The following is a 19997-nucleotide window of genomic DNA, read 5'->3' on the forward strand; positions in this document are numbered from 1 at the left end:
ACACCTGTGGCCCGGGCATCGCCCCGGGCCACAGGTGCAGTGATCGGATCAGACCGCGGCGGCCTCTGCGGGTGCCTCGGCCACGGTGTCGGAGACGACGTCGAGCTGCAGCGACTTCGTGCTGTGGTCCCATACCTGGCGGAACAGGTCGGGGTTGTCGGACAGCTTCAGACCGAGCGACGGGACCATTTCGCGGAGCTTGGACTGCCAGCCCGCCCACTGCTGCGGGAAGCAGCGCTCGAGGACGTCGAGCATGGCCGGAACGGCCGTCGAGGCACCCGGCGACGCACCGAGCAGACCGGCGATCGAACCGTCACCCGCGTTGACCACGGCGGTACCGAACTCGAGGACACCGCCCGCACCCTTGCGTCGGATGACCTGCACACGCTGGCCGGCGACGATGAGCTCCCAGTCCTCGAGGCGCGCCTCGGGCACGAACTCGGCGAGGGTGCCGATGCGGTCGGCGGGCGACTGCATGAGCTCACCGACGAGGTACTTGACCAGGCCGAGCTCGGTGACGCCGACGCCGAGCATCGACATCAGGTTGCCGGGCTTGACGGACTTGGGCAGGTCCATGATGCCGCCCTGTTTGAGGAACTTGGGCGACCAGCCGGCGTAGGGACCGAAGAGCAGACCCTGCTTGCCGCCGATGACGCGGGTGTCGAGGTGCGGCACCGACATCGGAGGGGCACCGACCGCGGCCTTGCCGTAGACCTTGGCGCTGTGCTGCGCGATGACCTCGGGATTGGTGCAGCGCAGGAAGGCACCGGAGACGGGGAAGCCACCGAAGCCCTTGATCTCCTTGATGCCCGACTTCTGCAGCAGGTGCAGCGCGCCGCCGCCGGCGCCGACGAAGACGAACTTCGCCTGGACCTTGCGCGACTCGCCGGTGCGACGGTTGCGGACCTTCACGATCCAGCTGCCATCGGACTGCTTGGACACGTCGGTGACGTCGTGGCCGAAGAAGACGGTGCCGCCGGAGGCCGCGACGTGGTTGATGAGCTGCTTGGTGAGGGCACCGAAGTCGATGTCGGTGCCGGTCTGCGTCCAATTCAGGGCAACCGGGTCGGAGAAGTCGCGGCCCTTGCCCATGAGCGGCAGACGCTCGGTGAAGACCTCGGGGCTCTCGGTGTACTCCATGCCCTCGAAGAGGGGATGGCCGGCAAGGGCGTCGTAGCGGGCACGCAGGTACTTCACGTTCTCGGCGCCGTGTACGAAGCTGACGTGCGGAACCGGATTGATGAAGTTCTTGGGGTCGGACAGAATGCCGTTGTCGACGGCGTACGCCCAGAACTGGCGCGAGACCTGGAACTGCTCGTTGACGTTGACGGCCTTCGCGATGTCGACCGAACCGTCCGGCTTCTCAGGAGTGTAGTTGAGCTCACACAGCGCGGAGTGGCCCGTACCGGCGTTGTTCCAGGGGTCGCTGCTCTCGGCGGCCGCGGCGTCGAGGCGCTCGAACGCGGTGATCGACCAGTCGGGCTGCACCTGACGCAACAACGCACCGAGGGTTGCGCTCATGATGCCCGCGCCCACGAGCACTACATCGGTTTTCGCTACTACGTTCTCTGACACTGGGAAATCGACTTCCTTGTCTGGTTCGCACGCGCCGCCGAAGTACGGAGGTACCGTCTCGCGTGGGTGTCCCGTCAACGCGGCGCGCGAATGCGACCGACAGGTTACCCGCGCGTGGTCCGGCGTTTCATTTCACCTCATTGTGTACCCATGAGCGGTGGTCGGCGAACACACCTAGGGTGTGATAGTGACTACTTGGCGTCCTGACGTCCTCGGAGACGGCTACGAACAGCTCGAACTGCCGCTGGGCACCGACCCCGACGGCGAAGGCGAGATCTCGGCGACCCTGGTGCGCTACCAGCCTCCGTCTACCGATCTCCCCGACCGGGCGGTGCTCTACGTCCACGGCTTCACCGATTACTTCTTCCAGCAGCACCTCGCCGAGCACTTCGCGGCGCGCGGTTACCGCTTCTTCGCGCTGGACCTGCGCAAGTGCGGTCGTTCGCGGGCACCCGGGCACACCCCTCACTTCGTCACCGATCTCTCCCACTACGACGCCGAACTCGACGAGGCGCTGCGCGTGGTGCGCGAGGAGGTCGGTGGCGGTGTGCTGCTGGCGGCCCACTCGACGGGCGGGCTCGTCCTGCCGTTGTGGCTCGACCGTCTCCGTCGCCGGCCCGGCGGGGTTGCCGCGGCGGGCATCGTGGGTCTCGTCCTGAACAGTCCGTGGTTCGACCTGCAGGGACCGTCCTACCTGCGCAATGTCGGCACGGCGGCCGTCGACATCGTCGGCCGCCTCCGCCCGCGCGCGCTCATACCGCTGCCGAAGACCGAGGCCTACGGCCGCAGCCTGCAGTGCGACGGCTGGCGCTACGACCTCGACTGGAAGCCGTTGACCGGGTTCCCCGTCCGCTTCGGCTGGTTACGTGCCGTGCGGCGGGGCCAGGCCGTCCTGCACCGCGGGCTCGACATCGGGGTGCCGTCGCTGATCCTGCGGTCCGGTGCCTCGCGCTTCGCTCCGCGGTACGACGCGAGCGTCGACACCGTCGACGCGGTCCTCGACGTCCGCCAGATAGCCCGATGGGCGGGATGCCTCGGCAACCGCACGACGATCGTGCCGATCGACGGTGCCCGTCACGACGTGTTCCTGTCCACACCCGGTCCCCTGACGGAGGCCTTCCGGGAATTGGACTTGTGGCTGGAATGGTTGGACGGAGCGGACGAGGCGGACACCTCCGGTTCCCGAACCGAGGCCGACGACTCCGACGACTCCGCCACCGTTTCCGTACTGCACCGACTCACGGGAGAGCACGCGTGACCCACTACGACCTCGCGATCATCGGCACAGGATCGGGGAATTCGATCCTCGACGAGCGGTACGACGGGAAGCGCGTCGCTCTCCTCGAAGAAGGCACCTTCGGGGGCACCTGCCTCAACGTGGGCTGCATCCCCACGAAGATGTACGTCTACGCCGCGGAGGTCGCCCACACGGTCCGCACCGCGGCGAAGTACGGCGTCGACGCGTCGATCGACGGAGTGCGGTGGAACGACATCGTCGACCGGATCTTCGGTCGCATCGATCCCATCGCTGCGGGCGGCGAGCGCTACCGCCGCGAGGACTGCGCGAACGTCACCGTCTACGACGGTCACGCGCGGTTCGTCGGCGAGCGCCGCATCGACACCGGAACCGGTGAGGTGATCACCGCGGACCAGGTGGTCGTCGCGGCCGGTTCGCGGCCCGCGATCCCGCAGGAGGTACTCGATTCCGGTGTGAGATATCACACGAGCGACGGCATCATGCGGTTGCCTAAACTGCCCGAGTCCCTCGTAATCCTCGGGACGGGTTTCATCGCGATGGAGTTCGCCCACGTCTTCTCGGCGCTCGGCACGCGGGTGTCGGTGATCGCGCGGACCGACCGTCTACTGCGGCACCTCGACGCCGACGTCTCCGAGCGGTTCACGGCGCTCGCCGCGGCCAAGTGGGACGTCCACCTCGCCAATCCGGCCCGGGCGTTCCGTCCGGTCGGCGACGGCGTGGAGGTCGAACTCGCCGACGGCACCGTCGTGAGCGGCGACGCCCTGCTCGTCGCGACAGGTCGGCAGCCCAACGGTGACCTGCTCGACGCCGCGGCGGCCGGCATCGAACTCGATGCGAAGGGCCGGATCGTGGTCGACGAGTTCCAGCGCACGTCCGCGGCAGGTGTGTTCGCCCTCGGCGACGTGTCGTCGCCCTACCAGCTCAAGCACGTGGCCAACCACGAGGCGCGGGTCGTCCAGCACAACCTGTTGCACGACGCGTGGAGCGGCGACACCACGGGTCTGCAGCGGACGGACCACCGCTACGTCCCCTCCGCGGTGTTCACCGATCCGCAGATCGCGTCGGTCGGTCTCACCGAGGCCGAGGCCCGGGAGGTGGGATTCGACATCTCCGTCAAGATCCAGGACTACGGCAACGTCGCCTACGGCTGGGCCATGGAGGACACCGAAGGTTTCTGCAAGCTGATCGCCGATCGGTCGACGGGTCTGCTGCTCGGCGCCCACATCATCGGGGCCCAGGCGTCGACGGTCATCCAGCCCCTCATCCAGGCCATGTCGTTCGGTCTGCCCGCGCGGGAGATGGCGACCGGGCAGTACTGGATTCACCCCGCGCTGCCCGAACTCGTCGAGAACGCCCTGCTGGGTCTCTGAACTTCGGGGTCTCCGAGCACCTTCACCAGCGCCGTGTGGCCTGCTGCCCTCTCCGGGCCGCAGGCCACACGCGTCTCACCAGCTTCCGGTGCGCAGCGCGATCGCGGACGCGAAGTCGGTGGGCGCCTCGGCGGGCACGTTGGCGACCCCGGCGAGTTCGACCACCCGGAACTCTCCCGTCACGTAGCGCATCGATGCGTCCGCTTCGGGTCGACGCGAGGCATCGCCCACGACGATCGTGGTGGGCACCTCCGCGGGCGGCGCCGACGCGTCGCGCACCGTGCCGTCACGATCCGCGACCGCGGGATGGCCGCGGTCGGCGACCACCAGGCTCGCGAAGCGTCCGAAGCGTCCTGCGGCGACGGCCCAGGCCAGTTCGGCTCCCGCGCCGCTGCCCGCCAGATGAACCCAGGGCAGGGCGAGGGCGTCCAGTAGGGCGAACACGTCGGCGGGCGCGAGTCCGTCGATCTTCTCGACCACGATCGTCCGCAGGTCGGACGTGTGCAGCCGCTCGCACACGACGTCGTACACACCTGCGTCCTCCCCCGCGTCGGGGAAGAGCAGCACCGTGTAACGACTTTCGGGGCCGCCGATCCGAACCTGCACGTCCCCACCGGGCGTGGTCACCGTCCTCGATTCCATGGGCAAACGCTACATGGCCGCGGTCCGTGCTCCGCCTCTTGCCGTATCGACGACGGGCTGGGGAGTGGACATGCGGATGTTCGGGATCCTGCGTTTCGTCACCGACAGTTCCGTGGTGCAGTTCCTGGGCTTCTTCGCCACCATGCTCCTGATCGTTGCGCTGTCGATGCTCGTCGGGGCAATCCAGCACCGTTGGCGCGCAACGGGTCTGCTGACGGCCGCCGCGTCCGTCGTCGTGATCGGCGGTCTCGCCGCGACCCTCGTCACGTGGACCCGGTCGTGGTCGTCGCTGTGGTCGTGGATCGTCGACGCGTCGCCGACGACGACCCTGGTGGTGCTCCCCCTGCTGGTGGCCGCGGTGTGCGTGGGCGCGACCTGACAGGTCGCCCGCAACGCGGCACCCCAGGCCGGCCGCCTTCCGGAACAGGTTCGGCCCCGATCCTTTCCGGGTCGGGGCCGAACTCCGTGCTCGCTCAGCGAGCGGAGGTCACGGCAGGGTGAGGATCTCGGCGCCGGTGTCGGTGACGACGATGGTGTGCTCGAACTGCGCGGTCCACTTGCGGTCCTTGGTGACGACCGTCCAGCCGTCGTCCCAGATCTCGTAGTCGGGCGTACCGAGGTTGATCATCGGTTCGATGGTGAACACCATGCCGGGCTCGATGATCGTGTCGATGTCGGGCCGGTCGTAGTGCAGGATCACCAGGCCGTTGTGGAAGGTCTCGCCGATACCATGGCCGGTGAAGTCGCGGACGACGCCGTAGCCGAAGCGGTTGGCGTAGGACTCGATGACCCGGCCGATGACGTTGAGGGCCCGGCCCGGCTTGACCGCCTTGATGCCGCGCATCGTGGCCTCGCGGGTGCGATCGACGAGCAGGCGGACGTCCTCGGAGACGTCGCCGGCCAGGAAGGTGGCGTTGGTGTCGCCGTGGACGCCGTCGATGTAGGCGGTGACGTCGATGTTGACGATGTCGCCGTCCTCGACGACGGTCGAGTCGGGGATGCCATGGCAGATGACCTCGTTGAGCGAGGTGCAGCACGACTTGGTGAAGCCGCGGTAGCCGAGGGTCGACGGGTAGGCGCCGTGGTCGCACATGTACTCGTGCGCGACGCGGTCGATCTCGTCGGTGGTCACGCCCGGCGCGACAGCCTTACCGGCCTCGACGAGGGCCTGTGCGGCGATCTTCGACGCGAGTCGCATCTTCTCGATCGTCTCGGGTGTCTGCACCCACGGCTCGTTGCCTTCCTTCGCCGTGGGCTTCCACACGTACTCCGGCCGTTCGATCGATGCGGGCACCTCCCGGACGGGAGTCGGAGTGCCGGGGACGAGCGGAGCGCGGGTAGCCATGACTTCCAGATTAGCCGCCGCGCCCCGCTCCCCCGTCATCCACCGATCGGGCCGTCGTGCGCCGATCAGCCCACAGCGCCCGCCTGGCGCAGCTTGAAGCGCTGGACCTTGCCGCTCGGCGTCTTGGGCAGGTGCGGCACGAAGTGCACCGCGCGCGGGTAGGCGTGGGCGGCGTACTTCTGCTTCACGAGCTTCTGCAGCTCCGCCTCGACCGCGTCGTCGCCCTCGACACCCTCCCGCAGCACCACGAACGCCTCGAGGACCTCCCCCCGCAGTTCGTCCGGCAGACCCACGACGGCGGCCTCGATCACGTCGGGGTGCATCACGAGCACCGACTCGACGTCGAACGGACCGATGCGGTAACCGGCCATGATGATCACGTCGTCGTCGCGGGACGAGAAGAAGAAGAAGCCGTTCTCGTCGACCTTGCCGGCGTCGCCGGTCAGGTACCAGCGGCCGTCCTCGCTGAACCGGTCGGCGGTCTTCTCGGGTGCGTCGACGTAGCCGGTGAACCACACGAGCGGGCTCGCGTGCACGTCGATCGCGACGCGTCCGACCTCACCGGGCTCGGCGATCTCGTCGCTGTCCTCGCGCAGCACCGCGCAGCTCCAGCCCGGCAGCGGCTTGCCCATCGAACGCGCCGGGGTGTCCTCGCGCAGCTCGTCCGCCCACGCGTCGACGACGAACATGCCGTGTTCGGTCTGTCCGTACTGGTCGCGCACCACGACACCGAGGGTCTCCTTCGACCACTCGAGGACGTCCGGGGTCAGCGGCTCACCGGCCGAGGAGGCACGACGCAGCCGCACCGGCGGGTGCTCGGCGGTGTCGGCCTTGAGGCTGCGGTAGACCGTCGGGGCCGCCGCGAAGTTGGTCACCCCGAAGGTGTCGAGGATCTGCCAGGTGAGCGCGGGCGAGAAACCGGCGTGCAGCAGGAGGCTGCGCCGACCGGCCGCGAGCGGCCCTAGTAGCGCGTAGTAGAGCCCGTACGCCCATCCCGGATCGGCCGCGTTCCAGAAGACGTCGTCCTTGCGCACGTCGAGGCCGAACTCCAGGTAGGCGTGGAAGGACGCCAGCGCCTTCACCGGGACGGGAACACCCTTGGGAGTGCCGGTCGTGCCGGAGGTGAACAGCTGGACCAGGCGCCCCTCGGCGCCGACGGCGACGGCCTCGCCACGCGGGTCGTCGGCCGACTGCGCGGCGACCAGCTCGCCGAAGTCGCGGGCCCCACGCCCGGACGCGTCGGCGTCTCCCTCACCGGCCACGACGACCTGCCACGGCACCTCGGCGGGAAGATCCGATCCGGCGGCGAGCTTGCCGGCCTGATCACGATCGGCCACGACCACCTTGGTGCCGCTCGCGTCGAGCCGGAAGGCGATCGCCGGCGGGGCGAAGGCGGTGAAGAGCGGCACGTGCACGGCGCCGCGACGCCAGATACCGAGAACCGCGACCACCAGGTCTGCCGACTTGCCCATGAGCGTCGCGACGTGGTCGCCGGGTTCGACACCGAGATCCGCCAGCGCCGCGGCGAAGCGGATCGACCGTTCGCGGAGCTCGCCGTAGGTGAGATCGGTGGAGCTCAGGTCCGCGTCGACGACGGTGAACGCCACCGCGTCGGCGGGATGGTCGTCGCACAGCAGTCGGGCTGCGCAGGCGTCTGCCGTGTCGTACCGCTCGAGCAGTGTCCGCACGCGGCTCGCTGTGTCGCCCATTGTGGTCCTTTCGTCCGTACCGGCCAGGGTGTTCCTGATCTGTGGAGCACACCCGTTCGACGTCTATGATTCGAGTCACACCATGTTCCCCGATACCCCCGGAAAGGGGTGGCGTTCGTGTCGTCCTCCTCGTCGGCGCTGCTGCGTCCCCGTGACGGTGATGCCCTGCGCGGTGAACTCCGCCGCACCGCGGCGCAGGCACAGTTGCCGGTGGTCTTCGCCGGCGAGGTCCAGCAGGGATCGCTGCAGCTCAGCGAATTCTTCGGCACCCGCACCAACAGCCTGGCGGGGGTCGTGGTGCCTCCGCGGGCCGGTCTCGGCGGTCGCGTCCTCGCGGAGTCGCGGGTGGTGACGGTGTCGGACTACGGTCGCTCTGCGTCGATCACGCACCACTTCGACCGTCCCGTTCTGTACGAGGGATTGCGGTCCATCCTCGCCGTGCCGGTACTCGTCGAGGGCAAGGCCCGCGCGGTGTTGTACGGCGCCGCGCGCGAGTGCGCGCCGGTCGGTGATCGGGCGGTGACGGCGTTCGCGCAGGCGGCCGCACGTCTCGCGCACGAGATCGAGGTGCGCGACGAGGTCGATCGGCGACTCGCGATGCTCGAGCGGTCGTCCGGCGACCGCGATCCCGTCGCGACCGCGCAGGTCCGCGAGGTCCACGCCGAGCTGCGGGTGCTCGCGCAGGGCACGACCGATCCGGCGCTGCAGGAGAAGCTCCGCTCGTTGTCCGACCGTCTCGCCGGGGTGCTCGACGGAACGGAACCGGAACCGACGGACGTCGTGCTGTCCCCGCGCGAGACCGACGTGCTGTCCCATGTGGCGCTGGGGTGCAGCAACGCCGAGATCGCCCAGCGCCTGTCGGTCGGTGCCGAGACGGTCAAGAGCTACCTGCGCAGCGCCATGAGCAAGCTCGACGTCCATTCCCGCCACGAGGCCGTCGTCGCCGCGCGAAAATCGGGTCTGCTGCCCTGATATCCGGCCGGTCCCCCATCGGCGGACAGGGTGCGGAAGGGGGCCTGCGGTGGCCGAGACGACCGACTCACCCCAGCTCGTCCGCGTCCTCGGACCGGGTCTGCTCCTGCTGTTCGTCATCGGCGACATCCTGGGCACCGGCATCTACGCTCTCACCGGGGAGGTCGCGAACGAGGTCGGCGGCGTGGTGTGGCTGCCGTTCCTCGTCGCGTTCGCCGTCGCGACGGTGACCGCGTTCAGCTATCTGGAGCTGGTCACGAAGTATCCGCGGGCGGCCGGAGCGGCGCTCTACACGCACAAGGCGTTCGGCGTGCATTTCCTGACCTTCCTGGTGGCCTTCGCCGTGATGTCCTCGGGCATCACCTCTGCCGCCACTGCTGCGCGGGCGTTCGCCGCGAACTTCGCCGAGGCCTTCGGACTCGACCTGGCCGGCACGGCCGGGATCACCGTGATCGCGCTGGTCTTCGTCCTCGTCCTGGCGGTGATCAACTTCCGCGGGGTCGGCGAGAGCGTGAAGACCAACGTGGTGCTCACGATGGTCGAGTTGGGCGGCCTGCTCATCATCGTCGCGATCGGCATGTGGGCGTTGGGTTTCGGCGGCGGGGACTTCTCGCGTGCGGTCGAGATCGATCCCGGCGACCGGTCCGTCTTCTCCGCGGTGGTCGCAGGGACGGCCCTGGCCTTCTTCGCGATGGTGGGGTTCGAGGATTCGGTGAACATGGCCGAGGAGTGCAAGGAGCCCACCCGGATCTTCCCCCGGATGCTGCTGCTCGGCCTGGGTCTCGCCGCGTTGGTGTACGTGCTCGTTTCGATCACCGCGATCGCGCTCGTCGCGCCCGAGGAGCTCGGGGCGGGCGAGACGCCCTTGCTGCGGGTGGTCGAGGTCGGCGCGCCGGCGTTCCCGGTCGGGATCTTCGCCTTCGTCACGATGTTCGCGGTGGCCAACACCGCGCTGATCAACATGCTGATGGCGAGCCGGCTGGTCTACGGCATCGCCCGCGAGGACGTCCTGCCCGCCGTCCTGGGGCGGGTGCACCCCACGCGCCGCACGCCCTATGTCGCGATCGCGTTCACGACGCTGCTCGCGGTCGGTCTCGTCGTCTTCGTCGGCGGGGTGCCCGAACTCGGAGGGACGACGGCGCTGCTCCTGCTGGGGGTGTTCGCGATCGTCAACGTCGCCGCGCTGGTCCTGCGCCGGGACCACGTGGAGCACCGACACTTCCGCGCGCCGACGATCCTTCCGGTGCTCGGGGCGGCCAGTTGCCTGTTCCTCGTCCTGCCGTGGGTCGACCGGCCCGTGACCCAGTACCGGACGGCCGGGGTGCTGCTCGGGATCGGTGTGGTGCTGTGGCTGGTGACGCGACTCGCGGGCCGGCGCGACGGTCGGCCCGCGAGTACGACCTGAGCTCAGGCTCCCTCGTCGTATTCCGGCGGCAGGGCGGCGAACATGTCGCGGGTGACCGCGACCGCGTTGTCGGAGCTGCCGCCGCGCACGACGAGCGTCGCGAACGCCAGATCACCGCGGTAACCGACGAACCACGAGTGCGACCCGCCCTCGACCTCGGCCTCGCCGGTCTTGCCGTAGACGTCGCCCTGGTCCCGGATGCGGTCGGCGGTACCGCTCGTGATCACCAGGCGCATCATCTCGCGCAGACCCTCCACCATCTCCGGCGTCACCGGCGGCGGCGAACCGCTCACAACGGTCTCGCGACCCGCGATGAGATAGGGCACCGGGGTACGGCCGGCGGCGACCGTCGCCGCGGTGAGCGCCATCCCGAACGGGCTCACGACCACCTTGCCCTGACCGAAGCCGTCCTCGGTCCGTTCGACGAGATCCTCCGCGGGCGGAACCGATCCGGTGAAGGTCGGCATCCCGACCACCTCGTAGTCCACACCGATACCGAACTGCGAAGCGGCGACGGTCAGCGCGTCCGGGGCCATCTCGGAGGCGAGCTTGGCGAAGGAGGTGTTGCAGGATCGGGCGAAAGCGGTAGCGAGAGAGACCGTCCCGAGCTCGAACTCGTTGTAGTTCGGCACGCTGCGCTCACCGATCGTGATGCGGCCCGGGCACGGCACCATCGTGTTCGGGGTCGCGCTCCCCTCGGCGATCGCCGCACCCGAGGTGACGATCTTGAACGTCGAGCCCGGCGGGTACTGGCCGGCCAGCGCGACCGGGCCGTCCCGGTCGGCGGCCTTGTTCTGGGCCACCGCCAGCACCGCACCCGTGGACGCCTCGATCACGACCGTCATCGCCTGCTCGGTGCGGGCATCGACGGCCGCCTGGGCCGCGAGCTGGAGGGGACGGTCGAGACTGACCGAGAACGACGGCACCGGTTGCGGCGGCGTCTCGGTGAGCACCCCGGTGTCCACGCCGTACTGGTTCACCACGACGACGCTCCACCCGGCCGTGCCGTCGACCTCGTCGATGACGGTCTTCTTGATCTGACCCACGAGATCCGGCGCGAAGTTGCGATCGGTCGCGACGAGGTCGGCCTGCTCGGTCACCACGACACCGTCGATCCCGGCGAGACGTGGGGCGACGCGCTCGTAGTCGTCCTCGCGCAGTCGCATCACCGAGCGCGGCCCGGAGGAGGCCGTCACCGATTCCGCGATCGCCTGCGCCGTGAGCGAGGAATCGAACTCCGACAACGTCGACGCGAGCTGTCGTGCGGCGCCGGCGACATCGGTGGTCTGCGCGGCGTCGAAGGCGATGCCGTAGACCGTGCCGGGGACGAGGATGTCGCTGCCTGCGTGCTCGTTGACCCGGGCACGCGGCGCCGGGCTGCTGCGGAGCTGCATGGTCTGCCGTTCGCCGAGCTGCGGGTGCAGCGCGGACTTCGCCCACCGCACGATCCAGTCGTTCCCGCTGCGCCCCATGTTGAGCTCACCGGTGTACTGCCATACCCGTTCCTTCGGCAGGTGCCACTCGTAGTTGTAGCCCACGGTCGCGGAGTCGCCGCTGATCCGGGTGGATATCGTTGTGGCGATGAGGGATTCGGCTTGAAGCCCGTCCAGGACCTCCTGCATCGCGACGGCCGCGTCGTCGGGGCGGTCGGTGCGATCCGCCGCCGACGCGACGTCCTGCGCGGCGAACGAGTCGAGAAACGCCTGGGCGGCGGCCTCCGGCCCGGCCGGCCGCGGCGTGCACGCGACGGCCAGGCCGAGGAGCACGACGGCCGCCGACCACACAGCGCCGATCCGGAGTGCGCGTGCGTACGGGGATGCCGGGGTGGAACTTCGAGGTCTCATCGCCCGTCATCGTAGGCAGAGCCGACGGGAAATCAGTCGAGCAGCACCGTGGAGAACGTCGCGACCTGACGGAAACCCGCGCGGGCGTAGGCTCCACGAGCCGGGGCGTTGAAGCTGTTGACGTAGAGGCTGGGCAGGCGACCACTGCGAGCGACCGCGCAGGCCACGGCGGCCGTGCCGATCGTGCCGAGGCCCGAGCCACGATGCGCGGGATCGACCCAGACGCCCTGGATCTGGCCCACCGTGGACGACTGCGAACCCACCTCCGCCTTGAACACGACCTGTCCGTCCTCGAACCGCGCCCAGGCGCGTCCCGCCGCGATCAGGCTCGCGACGCGGCGCCGGTAACCCGCACCGCCGTCGCCGGTTCGCGGATCGATGCCGACCTCCTCGATGAACATCGAGATCGCGGCGGGCAGATACACATCCAGTTCGTCGGTCCGCACGGGCCGGACCAGCGGGTCGGGGTCCACGAGCGGTTCGCGGTCGAGGACGAGGAGGGGTTGTTCGGCGCGCACCTCGCGGGGAGCGCCCCACGTGGATTCGAGCCGCTCCCACATGGGCAGCGCGTACTCGGCGCGACCGACGATGGACGAACACAGTCGCGGCCCGCGACTCGCGCGCTCGGCGAACGCCTGGATGTCGTCCGGACTGCCCAGCAGCGGAATGAGGTTCGCGCCGGAGAAGCACAGCGAGGTCTCGGGGCCTCCGCGGCTCCACATTTCGCCGCCGACGGCACGCCCGTCGAGTCCGTACTCCTCGACGCGGCCGGCCACCATGCACGCGGCCACGGGGTCGCGGGAGAGCACCCGGAGCACCGCGGCGGTGTCACGTCCGCCCAACGACCGGACGCCCAGAAGCTTGAGCACTCGCTCACCACCCGTCGAGAAGCCGATACGAGATCAGAGTGCCATGCCGGACGGCGGCGTGGAAACCTGAGTCCTCGAAAGTGAGAGAACGCCGTCCCGTGCGCCCCACCCGTATCAGCCGACCGACACCACGGGGCCGCCGCCCGAGTCGTTGCCGTCCATCTCGTCGGCGATGCGCATCGCTTCCTCGATGAGGGTCTCGACGATCTGCGCCTCGGGCACGGTCTTGATGACCTTGCCCTTGACGAAGATCTGGCCCTTGCCGTTTCCGGAGGCCACACCGAGGTCCGCCTCACGAGCCTCACCGGGTCCGTTGACGACGCAACCCATCACCGCGACCCGCAGCGGCACCTCCATGCCCTCGAGTCCGGCGGTGACCTCGTTGGCGAGGGAGTAGACGTCCACCTGGGCACGCCCGCAGGACGGGCACGAGACGATCTCGAGTTTGCGGGGACGCAGGTTCAGCGACTGCAGGATCTGCGTGCCGACCTTGATCTCCTCGGCGGGCGGCGCCGACAGGGACACGCGGATGGTGTCGCCGATGCCCTCGCTCAGCAGCGCACCGAAGGCGACGGCCGACTTGATGGTGCCCTGGAAGGCGGGGCCGGCCTCGGTCACACCGAGGTGCAGCGGGTAGTCGCACTGCGCGGCGAGCTGCCGGTAGGCCTCGACCATCACGACGGGGTCGTTGTGCTTGACGGAGATCTTGATGTCGCCGAAGCCGTGTTCCTCGAACAGGCTCGCCTCCCACAGGGCGGACTCGACGAGCGCCTCCGGGGTGGCCTTGCCGTACTTGGCGAGGAGCCGGGGGTCGAGGGAGCCGGCGTTGACGCCGATCCGGATGGGGATCCCGGCGTCTCCGGCCGCCTTGGCGACCTCCTTGACGCGACCGTCGAACTCCTTGATGTTGCCGGGATTGACGCGCACGGCCGCGCAACCGGCGTCGATCGCGGCGAAGATGTACCGCGGCTGGAAGTGGATGTCGGCGATTACCGGGATCTTGCTCTTCTTCGCGATGATCGGGAGTGCGTCGGCGTCCTCCTGACGCGGGCACGCGACACGCACGATGTCGCAGCCGGACGCCGTGAGCTCCGCGATCTGCTGGAGGGTGGCGTTCACGTCGTGCGTCTTCGTGGTGGTCATCGACTGCACGGACACCGGATGATCGCTGCCGACGCCGACATTTCCGACCATGAGCTGGCGGGTCTTGCGTCGGGGTGCGAGGACCGCAGGAATTTCGGGCATGCCCAATCCGACGGGGCTGGTCACAGTTCGCCTTCTTTCGTCGCTACTCGGCAAGTCTACCGGCGCAGATCAGAACAGCTTGATGGGGTTGACGATGTCTGCTGTAAGGGTGAGCACCATGTAGGCGCCACCGATGACCACCGCCACATAGGTCAGCGGCAGCAGTTTCATGTAGTCCACGGGAGGACCGACCGGCAGTCCGCGCAGGCCGCGCAGCCAGTTGCGGGCCTTCTCGTAGATCGCGACGGCCATGTGCCCACCGTCGAGCGGCAGCAGCGGGAGGAGGTTGAACGCACCGAGGAAGAAGTTCAGCTGAGCGAGCAACAACACGAACGACTCCCAGATGCCGCGCTCGGCGAACTGGCCGCCGATGACACTGGCGCCCACGACACTGACCGGGGTGTCGACCGCGCGCTCTCCCCCGGTGACGGCCGTCCACAGGTCGGCGACCTTACTCGGCAGGCTCACGAGGGCCTCGGCCGTGCGGACCGCCAGGTAACCGGTGAAGTCGAAGGTCGCGGGGATCGCCGAGAGCGGCGTGTACTCGATGATGCCCGGCTCTCCCCCGACCCCGATCGCACCGACGGTGCGGGAGACGGGTTCGGCGTCGAGCGACTCGCTCTCGTAGACCCAGCGCTGGACCTGCTGGACCGTGACGGGCACGGTGAGGGTCTCGTCACCACGCTCGACGGTGAACGGTACGGTGCCCGACAGGGGCTGCGTGGCCCGGACGAGGTCGCCGAAGGTCTCGACGGACTGCCCGTCCACGGCGACGATCACGTCGCCCGGTTCGATGCCGGCCTGCTCGGCCGGGCCGGGACCCGAGCAGTCGGCCGGGGTGTAGTCGGGCGGCCCGTCCTGGGTCGGCGCGGCACAGCCGACGGTGCCGACCACCGCACGGTTGTCGGTGTTGGGCAGTCCCGCGCTGGCAGCGAGGCCGTAGATGAGCACGATGCCGAGCAGGAAGTTCATCGCGATGCCACCCGACATCACGACGAGACGCTTCCACGTCTTCTGCTTGTACATCGCGCGCTCGACCTCGTCGGGCGCGAGTTCGTCCAGGGCCGTCATGCCGGCGATGTCGCAGAACCCGCCGGCCGGAACCGCTTTGAGACCGTATTCGGTCTCCCCGCGGCGGAAGGCGAACACACGGGGACCGAACCCGATGTAATAGCGCCGGACCTTCATGCCCAGCTTCTGCGCCGTCCACATGTGGCCGGCCTCGTGCAGGGCGATGGAGACGGCGATGCCGAGGGCGAACACCACCACGCCCAGTACGAACATCATGAGTGGCCGATCCTCCTATACGAGTGTGCGCGCCCGGTCGCGGGCCCAGCCGTCGGCGGCGAGCACGTCGTCCACGGTACTGGGTTCGGCGGACCACTCGTGCGCGTCGTTCAGCACGGCCTCGACGGTCTGCACGATCCGCGGGAACGACAGCGTCCCCGCGAGGAAGGCCTCGGCGGCGACCTCGTTGGCCGCGTTGTAGACGGCGGTGAGGCATCCGCCGCCCACGCCCGCTTGGCGCGCGAGCCGCACGGCGGGGAAGACGTCGTCGTCGAGGGGTTCGAACTCCCAGGTGGACGCGGTCGAGAAGTCGAGTGCCGGGGCGGCGTGCGGGACTCGGTGCGGCCAGCCGAGGGCCAGCGCGATCGGCAGCTTCATCGACGGCGGCGATGCCTGGGCAAGGGTCGATCCGTCGACGAAGGTGACCATCGAGTGCACGATCGACTGCGGGTGCACTGTCACGTCGATCCGGTCGTAGTCCACACCGAAGAGCAGATGGGTCTCGATGAGTTCGAGTCCCTTGTTGACGAGGGTCGCCGAGTTGAGGGTGTTCATCGGCCCCATCGACCAGGTGGGGTGGGCGCCGGCCTGTTCGGGCGTCACCGATTCGAGGCGATCGGCGGTCCAGCCGCGGAACGGACCGCCCGAGGCGGTGAGCACGAGACGCGCCACCTCGCCGCCGGTGCCGCCGCGCAGGCACTGCGCGAGCGCGGAGTGCTCCGAGTCGACGGGCACGATCTGGCTCGGCGCCGCCGCCTTCGTCACGAGCGAGCCGCCCGCGACCAGCGATTCCTTGTTCGCCAACGCGAGTCGTGCACCGGTGTCGAGCGCCGCGAGGGTTGGTTCGAGACCGAGGGAACCGACCAGGGCGTTGAGCACGACGTCGGCCTCGACTTCGCGTACGAGTTCGGTGACGGCGGTCGGGCCGCTCCGGACCGGCAGGTCGAGATGTGCGGCAGCGTCAGGGTCGGCCACGGCGACCTCGCGGACGCCGGTCGCGCGGATCTGTTCGGCGAGCAGGTCCGTCTTGCCTCCGCCCGCGGCGAGACCGACGACTTCGAAGTCGTCGGGATTGGCGGCGATCACGTCGAGTGCCTGGGTACCGATGGAACCGGTACTGCCCAGCAGGAGCACCCGGGTGCGGGAAGAAGATCGAGTCTCGGCCACGCGAGCATTGTTCCCCACGCACCTGAACGGTTCCTGAACCGCCCGGCTTCCACCCGTCGGAACGCACCGCACGCATGCCCCGCTTCGTACGACGCGGGGTCGTATGTCACGATAAGCAGCAACAGCAGCATCTGGTGAGCAGGAGGAAACCGTGGCCGGTACCGAGTTGCAGTCCACTCGTGGTGATGTGGCGGCGGAAGTGCCGTCCGCCGAGTGGGGTTGGAGCGGGGAAGCCCCCAGGTTCTTCCGCGTCATGGCCCTGATCGTGGCGGTGTTCCTGCTGCTGATGCTGATCGGCAACCACGAAGGCCACGTGGAGAGCCTGTACCTGATCGGCTCGGCGGCTCTGCTCGTGTTCATCGTCGCGCGCGACGCGGTGCGCCGGCGCCGTCTGCGCTAGTTCCACGAACGTTCGGGGCCCGTCCGGAATTCTCCGGACGGGCCCTGTCGTGTCTTCGGTGCCGCCTCAGCCTTCGGCGGCGAGCTGCCCGCAGGCTGCCGCGATCTCCTGGCCACGCGTGTCGCGCACGGTGCACGACACGCCCTGGGCCTGCACGCGCCGCACGAACTCACGTTCGACGTCCTTCGGGCTGGCGTCCCACTCACTACCCGGGGTGGGGTTGAGCGGGATGAGGTTCACGTGCACGAGCGACCCGAGAGCCTTGTGGAGCTTCTTGCCGAGCATGTCGGCGCGCCACGGCTGGTCGTTGACGTCGCGGATGAGGGCGTACTCGATCGAGACGCGCCGGCCGGTCTTGTCGGCGTAGTACCGCGCCGCCTCGAGGACCTCGGCGACCGACCACCGGTTGTTGACCGGGACGAGGGTGTCGCGCAGTTCGTCGTCCGGGGTGTGCAGCGACACCGCGAGGGTGACGCTGAGTCCTTCGTCGGCGAGGCGCCGGATGGCCGGTGCCAGTCCCACGGTGGAGACGGTGACCGAGCGCTGCGACAGGCCGAGCCCTTCGGGGGCAGGTGAGGTGATGCGGCGCACCGCCGCGACCACCCGCTTGTAGTTCGCGAGCGGCTCGCCCATGCCCATGAACACGACGTTCGACAGCCGTCCGGGTCCGCCGGCGACGTCACCGTCGCGCAGCGCCGCAGCAGCCGCACGCACCTGATCGACGATCTCCGCCGTGGACAGGTTCCGGTCGAGGCCGCCCTGGCCGGTCGCACAGAACGGGCATGCCATGCCGCATCCGGCCTGGCTGGAGATGCACAGCGTGGCGCGGTCGGGATAGCGCATGAGGACGCTCTCGAGCAGGGTGCCGTCGTGGGCGCGCCACAGGGTCTTGCGAGTCTCCCCTCCGTCGCACGCGATGTGCCGGACCGCGCTGAGCAGAGGCGGGAACAACGCCTCCCCCACCTTGTCGCGGACGGCGGCGGGCAGATCGGTCATCTTCACCGGATCCGCCTCGAGCCGCCCGTAGTACTGGCGGGCGAGCTGGTCGGCGCGAAAGGCCGGAAGCCCCAGTTCGCGCACCGCATCACGACGCTGATCTGCGTCGAGGTCGGCAAGATGGCGCGGCGGAAGACCACGCTTGGGTGCATCGAAGACCAGGGGCAGGGAAGAAGCCATAATCACCTATTATCCCATGATCCGGGACGGATGGGTCCGGGCGTCGCTGTGATACTCGCCCCCATTCCTGTGCCGGTGTCACCGCTCGGTCTCCCTCACGCCGAGTCACCCGGGCGCGGAGGGGGAATACGGGAGCATGGACATCATGACCGGTCTCGTCGCTCCCGAAGTCGCACGCTCGTGGTTGCTCGTTCCGGGCCGCTCCCCCGATCTCTTCGACGCCGCCGCCGACTCGCCCGCCGATGCGGTGGTGCTCGACCTCGAGGATGCCGTACCCGCCGCGGCCAAACCCGCCGCTCGCGACGGCATCGTGGCGTGGCTGCACGAGGGTGGGAAGGCCTGGGTGCGGGTCAACGACGCCACCACGTCGTTCTGGGCCGACGATCTCGCCGCGCTCGCCGGCCTATCGGGCCTGCAGGGCGTCATGCTCGCGAAGGCGGAGAGCGGTCACCAGGTCGAGGCCACCGCCGACCTGCTGCCGGAGGGCACGCGCATCCTCGTGTTGATCGAGTCAGCGATGGGTCTCGAGGCGGCTCCCGAGATCGCCCGCGCGGAGGGCACCTTCCGCCTGGTCTTCGGCAGCGGCGACTTCCGGCGCGACACCGGCATGAGCGACAGCCCGATGGCGATGGCGTACGCGCGATCGCGGTTGGTCATCACAAGCCGCGCCGCGCGCCTGCCGGGACCCATCGACGGACCCACACTCAGCGACGACCCCGAGGTCCTCGAACGTGAGGCCGAGCTGACGCGCTCGATGGGGATGACCGGCAAGTTGTGCATGACCGGCGAACGCGCGTCGTACGCGAACGTGGCTCTGAGCCCGAACAGCACGGACGTGGACTGGGCGGAAGGCATCATCGACAAGCTCGGTGAGGACGGGCGCAACGTCCGCGACGGCAGCGACCTGCCGAACCTCGCGAAGGCGAAGAAGATCACCGAGCTGGCGCGGATGTTCGGTATCGGCCGGTAGCGCTGACCGGTCTCAGCTCAGTTCCAGGCCGATGGGTCTGCGGCGCACGTGCAGCCGGTAGCGGACGGTAAGCGTCGTGCCGGGTGTCTCCCGGATCGCCCGGGTCGCGACGCGGGGTGCGAACTCGATGCCGAGCACCCGCTCGAGGGTCGCGCGGTCCGGGAACTCCCACAGCGTGTCGATGCGGCGCAGATCGAATCCCTGCGCCTCGAAGAACGCCTCGACCGCGGCCGGGTCGTAGTGCGGGAGGTCGTCGCGCATCCAGTCGCCGTAGGGATGGGCGGTGGCGTCCAGGTCGACGACGGCGAGCGCCCCGCCGGGACGCAGCACCCGCATGGCCTCGAGGATTCCGGCGCCGCACCCGGGGCCGAAGAAGTAGGCGGTGCGGGCGTGGACGAGATCGACCGAGGCGTCAGGCAGCGGCATGTCCGCGGCGGAGCCTTCCATCACGGTGACCGACGGAAGACCTTTCACGCGGGTGCGGGCCGCGGCGACCAGCGGCGGGTGCGGCTCGATTCCGGTCACCGTGCGTGCGCCGGCCGCGAACATCGGAAGGTGGAAACCCGAACCGCACCCGACGTCGACGACGTGGCGGCCGATCCAGTCCGCGGCCTCCCGCAGCGCCGCGTACACGGCGCCGCGGGGGTCCTGCGCGCGGTTCTCCTCCTCGTACACCTCGGGCCAGTGCCAGATGTTGGGGCTGGCGATCACACCACTTCCCGACTTCGGCGCACGAAGCTTCGACGGACGCACCATCGGCCGA

18 protein-coding genes are annotated in these 19997 nt (G+C 69.2%); 7 read left to right on the forward strand and 11 right to left on the reverse strand.

Features of this window, described 5'->3' with window-relative positions; all coding sequences use genetic code 11:
- Positions 1-48: 48 nt before the first annotated feature.
- Complete coding sequence (gene mqo, locus NVV99_RS03300) at positions 49-1575, reverse strand: malate dehydrogenase (quinone) (protein ID WP_024100652.1); 1527 nt, start codon at positions 1573-1575, stop codon at positions 49-51.
- Positions 1576-1762: 187 nt separating this feature from the next.
- On the opposite strand from mqo, the gene NVV99_RS03305 reads away from it, so the two are divergent.
- A complete protein-coding gene (locus NVV99_RS03305) occupies positions 1763-2833 on the forward strand; it encodes an alpha/beta hydrolase (protein ID WP_024100651.1) in 1071 nt (356 codons plus the stop codon).
- Entirely contained in the window at positions 2830-4203 is a 1374-nt protein-coding gene (gene mtr / locus NVV99_RS03310; RefSeq protein WP_019289135.1) for a mycothione reductase, read from the forward strand. The genes NVV99_RS03305 and mtr overlap by 4 nt, the downstream gene beginning before the upstream one ends.
- A gap of 75 nt (positions 4204-4278) precedes the next feature.
- On the opposite strand, the gene NVV99_RS03315 is transcribed toward mtr, so the two are convergent.
- Complete coding sequence (locus NVV99_RS03315) at positions 4279-4845, reverse strand: alpha/beta fold hydrolase (RefSeq protein WP_024100650.1); 567 nt, start codon at positions 4843-4845, stop codon at positions 4279-4281.
- Between NVV99_RS03315 and NVV99_RS03320 the strand changes: the two genes are divergently transcribed.
- A complete protein-coding gene (locus NVV99_RS03320; RefSeq protein WP_228045018.1) occupies positions 4844-5224 on the forward strand; it encodes a hypothetical protein in 381 nt (126 codons plus the stop codon). The genes NVV99_RS03315 and NVV99_RS03320 overlap by 2 nt on opposite strands.
- Before the next feature lie 108 nt (positions 5225-5332).
- Here the strand turns inward: NVV99_RS03320 and map are convergent, their stop codons facing one another.
- Together map and NVV99_RS03330 are read right to left on the reverse strand one after the other, a co-directional pair.
- Positions 5333-6190 (reverse strand): type I methionyl aminopeptidase, encoded by an 858-nt coding sequence (gene map / locus NVV99_RS03325; RefSeq protein ID WP_019289132.1) that lies wholly within the window; start codon positions 6188-6190, stop codon positions 5333-5335.
- A 65-nt stretch (positions 6191-6255) separates the two neighbouring features.
- Positions 6256-7899 (reverse strand): AMP-binding protein, encoded by a 1644-nt coding sequence (locus tag NVV99_RS03330; RefSeq protein ID WP_019289131.1) that lies wholly within the window; start codon positions 7897-7899, stop codon positions 6256-6258.
- A gap of 108 nt (positions 7900-8007) precedes the next feature.
- Here NVV99_RS03330 and NVV99_RS03335 point away from each other — a divergent pair, with 108 nt between their 5' ends.
- Together NVV99_RS03335 and NVV99_RS03340 are read left to right on the forward strand one after the other, a co-directional pair.
- On the forward strand, positions 8008-8871 hold the full coding sequence (locus NVV99_RS03335) for a LuxR C-terminal-related transcriptional regulator (protein WP_006554249.1): 864 nt from the start codon (positions 8008-8010) through the stop codon (positions 8869-8871).
- A gap of 49 nt (positions 8872-8920) precedes the next feature.
- Positions 8921-10276, forward strand: coding sequence for an APC family permease (locus NVV99_RS03340; protein WP_024100647.1), 1356 nt, complete (start codon positions 8921-8923; stop codon positions 10274-10276).
- A 2-nt stretch (positions 10277-10278) separates the two neighbouring features.
- Here NVV99_RS03340 and NVV99_RS03345 read toward each other — a convergent pair whose 3' ends face one another.
- The 5 genes from NVV99_RS03345 to dxr all read right to left on the reverse strand — a co-directional run bounded on the left by NVV99_RS03345 (position 10279) and on the right by dxr (position 16688).
- A complete protein-coding gene (locus NVV99_RS03345; RefSeq protein WP_197539116.1) occupies positions 10279-12120 on the reverse strand; it encodes a penicillin-binding transpeptidase domain-containing protein in 1842 nt (613 codons plus the stop codon).
- A 32-nt stretch (positions 12121-12152) separates the two neighbouring features.
- Positions 12153-12989, reverse strand: a complete 837-nt coding sequence (locus NVV99_RS03350; RefSeq protein ID WP_006554252.1) for a GNAT family N-acetyltransferase — start codon at positions 12987-12989, stop codon at positions 12153-12155.
- Positions 12990-13103: 114 nt separating this feature from the next.
- Positions 13104-14258: a flavodoxin-dependent (E)-4-hydroxy-3-methylbut-2-enyl-diphosphate synthase gene (gene ispG / locus NVV99_RS03355; protein ID WP_024100645.1), complete on the reverse strand. Its 1155-nt coding sequence runs from the start codon at positions 14256-14258 to the stop codon at positions 13104-13106.
- 45 nt (positions 14259-14303) lie between these two features.
- Positions 14304-15521 carry an RIP metalloprotease gene (locus NVV99_RS03360; protein WP_024100644.1) on the reverse strand — a complete coding sequence of 406 codons (1218 nt, stop codon included), beginning with the start codon at positions 15519-15521 and terminating at the stop codon, positions 14304-14306.
- 15 nt (positions 15522-15536) lie between these two features.
- Entirely contained in the window at positions 15537-16688 is a 1152-nt protein-coding gene (gene dxr / locus NVV99_RS03365; RefSeq protein ID WP_041803305.1) for a 1-deoxy-D-xylulose-5-phosphate reductoisomerase, read from the reverse strand.
- A gap of 151 nt (positions 16689-16839) precedes the next feature.
- Here dxr and NVV99_RS03370 point away from each other — a divergent pair, with 151 nt between their 5' ends.
- On the forward strand, positions 16840-17088 hold the full coding sequence (locus NVV99_RS03370) for a DUF2631 domain-containing protein (RefSeq protein WP_024100642.1): 249 nt from the start codon (positions 16840-16842) through the stop codon (positions 17086-17088).
- 66 nt (positions 17089-17154) lie between these two features.
- Here the strand turns inward: NVV99_RS03370 and rlmN are convergent, their stop codons facing one another.
- A complete protein-coding gene (gene rlmN, locus NVV99_RS03375; RefSeq protein WP_024100641.1) occupies positions 17155-18264 on the reverse strand; it encodes a 23S rRNA (adenine(2503)-C(2))-methyltransferase RlmN in 1110 nt (369 codons plus the stop codon).
- Positions 18265-18400: 136 nt separating this feature from the next.
- On the opposite strand from rlmN, the gene NVV99_RS03380 reads away from it, so the two are divergent.
- On the forward strand, positions 18401-19234 hold the full coding sequence (locus tag NVV99_RS03380; protein ID WP_024100640.1) for a CoA ester lyase: 834 nt from the start codon (positions 18401-18403) through the stop codon (positions 19232-19234).
- A 12-nt stretch (positions 19235-19246) separates the two neighbouring features.
- Here NVV99_RS03380 and NVV99_RS03385 read toward each other — a convergent pair whose 3' ends face one another.
- Positions 19247-19990, reverse strand: coding sequence for a class I SAM-dependent methyltransferase (locus tag NVV99_RS03385; RefSeq protein ID WP_051424817.1), 744 nt, complete (start codon positions 19988-19990; stop codon positions 19247-19249).
- Between the last annotated feature and the right edge of the window lie 7 nt (positions 19991-19997).

The sequence above is a fragment of the Rhodococcus sp. PAE-6 genome, assembly GCF_025290685.1.
Classification (GTDB): Bacteria; Actinomycetota; Actinomycetes; order Mycobacteriales; family Mycobacteriaceae; genus Rhodococcus; species Rhodococcus pyridinivorans.

Excerpts from the sequence above, each read along its gene's own strand:
- NVV99_RS03320 (WP_228045018.1), top strand. The coding sequence starts at position 4,844 with ATGGGCAAACGCTACATGGCCGCGGTCCGTGCTCCGCCTCTTGCCGTA.
- NVV99_RS03315 (WP_024100650.1), bottom strand. The coding sequence starts at position 4,845 with ATGGAATCGAGGACGGTGACCACGCCCGGTGGGGACGTGCAGGTTCGG.
- map (WP_019289132.1), bottom strand. The coding sequence starts at position 6,190 with ATGGCTACCCGCGCTCCGCTCGTCCCCGGCACTCCGACTCCCGTCCGG.
- NVV99_RS03330 (WP_019289131.1), bottom strand. The coding sequence starts at position 7,899 with ATGGGCGACACAGCGAGCCGCGTGCGGACACTGCTCGAGCGGTACGAC.
- NVV99_RS03345 (WP_197539116.1), bottom strand. The coding sequence starts at position 12,120 with ATGAGACCTCGAAGTTCCACCCCGGCATCCCCGTACGCACGCGCACTC.
- NVV99_RS03360 (WP_024100644.1), bottom strand. The coding sequence starts at position 15,521 with ATGATGTTCGTACTGGGCGTGGTGGTGTTCGCCCTCGGCATCGCCGTC.
- rlmN (WP_024100641.1), bottom strand. The coding sequence starts at position 18,264 with ATGGCTTCTTCCCTGCCCCTGGTCTTCGATGCACCCAAGCGTGGTCTT.
- NVV99_RS03380 (WP_024100640.1), top strand. The coding sequence starts at position 18,401 with ATGGACATCATGACCGGTCTCGTCGCTCCCGAAGTCGCACGCTCGTGG.
- NVV99_RS03385 (WP_051424817.1), bottom strand. The coding sequence starts at position 19,990 with ATGGTGCGTCCGTCGAAGCTTCGTGCGCCGAAGTCGGGAAGTGGTGTG.